Source organism: Bythopirellula sp., assembly GCF_041737835.1.
Lineage (GTDB): Bacteria > Planctomycetota > Planctomycetia > Pirellulales > Lacipirellulaceae > Bythopirellula.
On record NZ_JBGSQY010000061.1, the window covers coordinates 42,012 to 48,675 of the forward strand.

Consider the following 6,664-nt stretch of genomic DNA (forward strand, 5'->3'; position numbering starts at 1 on the left):
CACTACGGCTTAGGCTGTGGTACTACTGGAATGCGAATCACGAGGTCGCTTTTTTCTCGGTCGACTTCTTGGTGATTCGATTGCCATTCCCCGTTGCGTATCTGGCCGTATAGATCACTTGCGCCGTCATCAGCTTCGTTCTCGAATACGCTGTAGAGCAGAAAGCCATTTTCTTGCCTCTCGTATTGCAGAGGTTCTTCGGTGTATAGGTCCTTCGGAATTTCCGGCAAGATGGAGCGACTGAGCTCGGCAAGCTTATCGGGATAGTGTCCATGCTCCGCTTTGTAGACAGCAAGCGCCGCGGCGATCCTAGTGAGCATTAAATACTGTTCGTGTTGATCGAAGCTATCACATAGATCCTTTAAAGCGGGAAATGTGTACAAAAAGAAAATTTCACCGATAACATTACTTCGAAATGTCTGCGAAAGCCCACCGAGCTTTGCAATCGAAGAGGTTTCCTTAGCTTCTTGCTCGAACTCTTGTTCAAGTTTTGTGGATTGTACAACGCGCTTCTTGCGGTCCTGAATACGTGATGTCAACACAATTTTATCATATCGTTCGTTTATCCATCTTAGTGATAGATTGAGATCTACTCCTGCCTTCACAATTTTGTCTACACTTTCATCTTTCTCTTCTGAAGTCATACCTCCCAAGCGACCGGTAGTCATCCTTAGCATATAATCAAGGGACATCATACGCTCGGCATTATTCAGAACAGCTGAGAAGTCAATCGAGCACTCTACCTTAACCAAATTGTCCAATATCTGGCGCGCTAGTTTGGGTGAAACTTCAGGCAAAGACAGTAACACGCACGCTCCACTAAACCCTTTCTCTCGAACATGCATACGCATTAATTGCTCAGCAATCATGTGCCCTGACGGAACGTGCTCGCCGAGCGCAATACAAGCTCGACAGTCAGCCCACGCTCCTTCTAAATCATTCTCTGCAGCGAGATTCATCGCTCTTGCCATTAAAGCGCGAGCAGCTATCCGGATGCCAGTTGCATGTTGCAATTGAATGTCCAAGACCGACACTGTCCGGTCGACCAAAAGATTAGGATAAGGGCTGTAAAACTCAGGCTTACCGGAGGCCTCGACCAACAGATCAAGTGCAGGTTCATTCTCAGCCAGCCATTTGCCAAGCGGAGGGACATCTCTGTCCGTCCAAGGATTGGCCTGAACCCAGGCCACGTACTCTTCAGCTAATTTCTCAAGTTCCTCAACGTCAGAACTTCTTCCCGTGTCACGAAGCCACTCAACAACGGCCTGAATATTTGATTTGTCTTCCAACGGAGTCAGCGGTTTGACTATGCTTTCTCGCGTCAAACCAATCTCATCTGAAAGACGATCGAACTGCTCATCGTCCATCTCGCCTTGCCCCATGGCCTGCCAGAAAGGAACCGCTCCATTTTGTTCAGGAGTCATCTCCTTGTGCGCAAATTCCTGCATCGCCAGCGCGTAGTTGGGTAGTCCATCACCAGCCAGCGGCTCGATAATGAACGTGGTTTCTTTCGAGAGCTCAATAGGTTTTGCTGGCAGTTCGCACAGTAAGCTTGGTAGCAGGCCGATCAATAATAAAAGCGTGGACATCGCAGCCTCTTCGAATAAAAAAAGCGGAGGGCAAAAACCCTCCGCTTGATTATTATCACAACCAACCGGAACCGCCAAGCGAATCTCTCACTCCGCCGGCGGTTCAATCGGTGGCTCGGGTGAACCTTCGACCGCTGCTTCACCTGAATCGACAACGTTCTCGTCTTGCGGTACCCGCACGACGGCCGTGAGGGTATCCCCTTCATCGAGCGACATGATCCGCACGCCCTGCGTGTTGCGACCGATCTGATTGAAGTCACTCACCTTAACGCGTTGAATCTTGCCGCGGGCGGTCATCATCATCAGTTCATCGGTATCGTCCACGCGAACGATGTCGACCACGGGACCGTTGCGGTCGGTCGTTTTGATGTCCCGCACACCCTTACCGCCACGATTTTGCGTGCGATAGCGGAATGAGCTGCTTGCTTCGTCGACCGCATCTTCCGATTCGTTTTCCACGGGTGTGGACTCGGCCGATTCGTCTTCAGGGATTTCATCGACCGGCGCGCTGGGACCAAATGGCGTCCGCTTGCCGTACCCGTTGGCACAGGCGGTGAACAGCGTCGCATTAGGATCAGCAACCACCATACCCACTAGCGAATCGCCCTTCGTGAGTGAGATACCCTTGACCCCGCTCGTATTGCGACCCATCGGCCGGGCATCGGCCTCATTGAAGCGAATCGCCATTCCCTTGGCCGTCGAAAGCACCACTTCGTCACCTTTTTTGGTGATCGCCACTTCAACCAATTCGTCGTCCTCGCGCAGCTTAATGGCGATGATACCGGTCTTCATCGGACGGCTGTAAGCCTTGAGTTCCGTCTTCTTCACCAAGCCTTGACGGGTGGCCATCATCAAATAGTGATCCGGCAGATCAAAGTCACGAACGGCGCGACAATCGGTGATGTTTTCATCCTCAGCCAGATTCAACAGATTAACAACCGCCCGACCTTTTGCATCCCGCGAAAGCTGCGGCAGGTTATAAACCTTTTGCCAATAGACTTTGCCCTTCGACGTGAAGAACAGCAGATAGTCGTGCGTGCTGGTCACAAAGAGATGCTCGACGGGATCGTCCTCGTCGACCTTGGCCCCTTTGATTCCCTTGCCACCGCGTCGTTGCGAACGGTACACGCTCGCAGGGGTCCGCTTGATGTAGCCATTGTGCGAAATCGAGACGACCATCTGCTCCTCTTCGATCAGGTCTTCCAGATCGACTTCGCCAATCTCCTCGTTGGAAATCTCCGTCCGACGTTTGTCAGAGTGCTTGGCGATGAGCATTTCGCAATCTTCGCGAATCATCGCGAAGATCTTTTGCTGATCGGCCAAAATGCCCGTGTAGTGGATAATTTCGTCGAGCAACGTCGCATGTTCCTCGGCGAGTTTCTCTTGCTCGAGGTTCACCAATTGACCGAGCGTCATCCGCAGAATCGCATCGGCTTGCACGGGAGTGAGCGAATATTCTTCGGCCACGCCGCGTTCGGATTGAAATTGTGCGTAGCCCTCGTCGCCCAAAGCACGTTGGAGCATGGCCCCCGGCGTCTTGATCGCCATGAGTGCCTGCTTCGCTTCGGCCTGTGTCTTCGACGCACGAATTACGCGAATCACCTCGTCGATGTTGGCGTGAGCCAACAATAGGCCTTGCACCGTATGCTTGCGTTTGCGTGCCTTGGACAGCAGGAACAAGGTTCGCCGACGGATCACGGTCGCGCGATGGCGAATAAACTCGGCCAGCATCTCCTTCAGCGACAGCACTCGTGGTTTGCCATCTACAAGCGCTAGGAAATTGAGCGAAAACGATTCTTGCAGCGGCGAGAACTTATAAAGCTGGTTAAGCACGACGTCGGGGTCGGCATCGCGCTTAAGTTCAAGAATCAGCCGGACCGGTTCCTTGAGATCGCTTTCGTTGCGCGTGGCGGCAATGCCAGGAATTTTGCCCTCTTGAGCAAGCTGTGCGATGCGCTCTTCCACGCGATCACGAGCTTGCTGGAAGGGAATTTCGTGAATGATGATCCGCGTGCGCTTACCAGTTTCTTCGATTGACGTTCGGGCGCGAACAACAATCGTGCTACGACCTGTTTCGTAGCCCCGCCAAATCGCGCTGCGACCGCAGATGATTCCGCCCGTTGGGAAATCGGGACCGGGAATATGTTCCATCAGCTCTTGGACAGTAATCGCAGGATTGTCCAACACGGCGATGACGCCTCTGCAGACTTCGCCCAAATTATGAGGCGGAATGCTGGTCGCCATGCCGACGGCAATGCCGTTCGCACCGTTAATTAAGAGATTAGGAAATTTTGCTGGCAGGACGGTTGGCTCGCTATGACGTTCGTCATACGTTGGAACGAAATCGACCGTATCAAGCTTCAGGTCCTCAAGCATCATCGCCGCAAAAGGCGACATGCGAGCTTCGGTGTATCGCATCGCCGCGGGAGGCAATCCAGCAATCGAACCAAAGTTTCCCTGCTTGTCGATCAACACGTGTCGCATGTTCCACTCTTGGGCCATGCGGACTAGCGTCGGGTAAATCACGCTTTCACCGTGCGGATGGTAGTTACCGCTCGTGTCTCCAGAGATCTTGGCACACTTCACACGGGCTGCGCCCGGCGTGAGGTTAAGATCGTTCATCGCCACCAAAATTCGCCTTTGCGAGGGCTTCAAACCGTCGCGCACGTCGGGAAGCGCGCGGCTGACAATTACGCTCATCGCGTAGGTGAGATAGCTGTCTTTTAGCTCATCTTCGATCGGCAAATCGATCAGCCGGGCGGCAATAGATTGTTCAGGATCGAAAGACGGCACGGGAGCATCTGGATTGTCGGTCGACACGAAGGAGAGTCCTTTTGCAGCAGTTCTTCAGCACTTCACAAGGCAGGAATAGCCGCGACATAACTAGCCGCAGACTCCTGCTGTAAAAGCCTAAATTTTAGCAATTTTGGGCCTTACCAACAACCTGCTGAAAAGCTCGGCGATAAGCATGGCTTGACAAAGCTATTACGAACAACACAGCAAAGCAGGGCGAAGATAACAGTCGAACAGCTAGACCTTTCGCACCTTCCACCATGCAACGAGGAATAGCACTCCCCAAGTGAGATCTACCAAACCCGCTGCGAGCATTTGTGCCGATAAGCGTTCTTCAAGAAACAAGGCGATTGTTGCAAAGCCGAATGAAGCCTTTTCAAGAATTGCGGGGAGCATGATTGGCCGGTAGCGCGCGGGGTCACGTGCCATGATTAAGAATGCAACCTGCCAAGCCAGCGCAACTCCTACGAAACCATAAAAGTACTCAGGGTGCGTAATGGCCGGCGGATAATCGCGTCCTACCTGCTGTTCCAGAAAAAACTGGGGCAGCAGAACCGCCACGCCGTAAATGCCTGCCAACAAGAACACCCATCGAGCAAACTTCATGGTTACTCACTCTTGCTCTTAACGACGCCGATAAACTCGGCCACTATTGCGATGGTAAGAGCGATTCTTTTGCCGGTGCTGCTTTTCCCATTGCATCGAGCCGTAATTCACGCCGCTAATGTTGAAGCTGCGGTAGGGATTCTGCGGGCTGATCATTGCCGCGTCCGATTGCTCGACCATGCCGCCCAGAAAAACCATCGCCACCAGGACCAAACAGAGTTGACGCGCCATGAGAGAATCTCCGTCTACACTCGTGCAGGAAGCTGCGCAGGCAAGCCGCTTCCATCGATACCGCCAAAATCAATCTTAACTCTTAAATAACGGAAAGCAAAATTCACGCATGACTATTCATCGCCCGAGGGGCCATACATTCCCGGCACGGGGAGATCGTTCAGTCGTAAGTAAACACACGTGATCGCCCGATGGTGGATGATATGATTCAACACGAACGAACGAATCACGGCAGCTCGCGGCATCGTGAAAATCACATCGCCTTGATATTTGAGCGTCCAGGGCACTTCCATGTCCTCGTCATTGACTGATTCAATCGCTTGACGGGCGGCCGCCACGTTTTTGTCGAATTCCGCCAGAATCTCTGCTCGCGTTGCCAAGGCGGGCGTTTGGTAAGCCGGGGCTCCAGGTGGCGAAAAGTCCCACTCAGTGTCGTTGATCGTACCGACTGCCCAACCGGGGATCTCGGCCAGGTGATTGGCGTTCCAGCCGAGCGTGTTCGACTTGGGATGGGCCCGCCAGTCGGCCTTCTCTTCGGGAAAACGCTCCAAAACCTTGCGCGTATTGGCCATTTCCTCGTCGAATTCGGGCAAAAGACTCACGGCATAACTCATAGCTCGACCCCTAATAGCTGGTAAACAGGCAAAACTGCGAAGAACGTCAACTTAGGTTTACATGTGTACACCATCACTTGCGACAAGAATGCCATAGGTCGTGCTGAAATGCAAGTCTCCAACGGACTCCCCAAAAAGCTGCCGCGATTGATTGAAGATGGGAAGTTTGGGTAAACACTAATCATGCCGCGGGAGGTGACTAGGAGTTCTGCAAATCTCTGAGAGAATTGCCTAATTTCGAGCAATTAACTGTATCGCCGGGCAGGGGAATCCCGTAAACTAAGCTGTTGCTTGGTTCGTCGAACGGGTGTCCGCCGCTGCTTCAAAGGGTAGGGCCCGATCACTCTTTCGTCCGTCCCTGCGCTATGGGCCCTCGTGCGGGCCTGCTCTTGTGGCCCCGAGACCTTGATAGGGGGCCGAGTTTGCGATTTGTAGGAGAGTTTTGGTGGGTAAGAAGCTTTATTGTGGAAATTTGAGTTATGGCGTGACCAACGCCGATCTCGAAGCTCTGTTCTCAGAGTTCGGACCGGTTCGCAGCGCCGACGTGATCATGGATCGTGAAACGGGTCGCAGCAAGGGATTCGGATTTGTCGAAATGGAAAATGATTCGGACGCTGATGCTGCCGTTGATGCACTCAACGACAAGGATCACAACGGCCGGCCATTGAAGGTCAACGAAGCTCGTCCCCGCGAAGAACGTCCTCGTGGCGGCGGTGGCGGTGGCGGGGGCTACGGTGGTGGTGGTGGTGGTCGCGGTGGCGGCGACCGTGGTGGAAATTCTAGATATTAATCTAGTTTTCACTAACCAAATAAAGGCTCATAATCTTCCAA

6 protein-coding genes are annotated in these 6,664 nt (G+C 53.0%); 1 reads left to right on the forward strand and 5 read right to left on the reverse strand.

The genetic code is table 11. The features are described 5' to 3' along the window. Positions 1-2 precede the first annotated feature (2 nt). From AC6T8Q_RS18405 to AC6T8Q_RS18425, 5 genes are all read right to left on the reverse strand, one after another. A complete protein-coding gene (locus AC6T8Q_RS18405) occupies positions 3-1,589 on the reverse strand; it encodes a hypothetical protein (RefSeq protein WP_500680470.1) in 1,587 nt (528 codons plus the stop codon). An 87-nt stretch (positions 1,590-1,676) separates the two neighbouring features. Then, complete coding sequence (gene gyrA, locus AC6T8Q_RS18410) at positions 1,677-4,289, reverse strand: DNA gyrase subunit A (protein ID WP_500680477.1); 2,613 nt, start codon at positions 4,287-4,289, stop codon at positions 1,677-1,679. Positions 4,290-4,619: 330 nt separating this feature from the next. Next, positions 4,620-4,988 carry a hypothetical protein gene (locus AC6T8Q_RS18415; protein WP_500680471.1) on the reverse strand — a complete coding sequence of 123 codons (369 nt, stop codon included), beginning with the start codon at positions 4,986-4,988 and terminating at the stop codon, positions 4,620-4,622. 18 nt (positions 4,989-5,006) lie between these two features. Next, complete coding sequence (locus tag AC6T8Q_RS18420) at positions 5,007-5,219, reverse strand: hypothetical protein (RefSeq protein ID WP_500680472.1); 213 nt, start codon at positions 5,217-5,219, stop codon at positions 5,007-5,009. Between the two features lie 113 nt (positions 5,220-5,332). Next, on the reverse strand, positions 5,333-5,833 hold the full coding sequence (locus tag AC6T8Q_RS18425; RefSeq protein WP_500680473.1) for a DinB family protein: 501 nt from the start codon (positions 5,831-5,833) through the stop codon (positions 5,333-5,335). A 445-nt stretch (positions 5,834-6,278) separates the two neighbouring features. Between AC6T8Q_RS18425 and rbp the strand changes: the two genes are divergently transcribed. Then, positions 6,279-6,623 carry an RNA-binding regulator gene (gene rbp / locus AC6T8Q_RS18430; protein WP_500680474.1) on the forward strand — a complete coding sequence of 115 codons (345 nt, stop codon included), beginning with the start codon at positions 6,279-6,281 and terminating at the stop codon, positions 6,621-6,623. Positions 6,624-6,664 lie beyond the last annotated feature (41 nt).

Excerpts from the sequence above, each read along its gene's own strand:
- AC6T8Q_RS18405 (WP_500680470.1), bottom strand. The coding sequence starts at position 1,589 with ATGTCCACGCTTTTATTATTGATCGGCCTGCTACCAAGCTTACTGTGC.
- gyrA (WP_500680477.1), bottom strand. The coding sequence starts at position 4,289 with ATGAGCGTAATTGTCAGCCGCGCGCTTCCCGACGTGCGCGACGGTTTG.
- AC6T8Q_RS18415 (WP_500680471.1), bottom strand. The coding sequence starts at position 4,988 with ATGAAGTTTGCTCGATGGGTGTTCTTGTTGGCAGGCATTTACGGCGTG.
- AC6T8Q_RS18420 (WP_500680472.1), bottom strand. The coding sequence starts at position 5,219 with ATGGCGCGTCAACTCTGTTTGGTCCTGGTGGCGATGGTTTTTCTGGGC.
- AC6T8Q_RS18425 (WP_500680473.1), bottom strand. The coding sequence starts at position 5,833 with ATGAGTTATGCCGTGAGTCTTTTGCCCGAATTCGACGAGGAAATGGCC.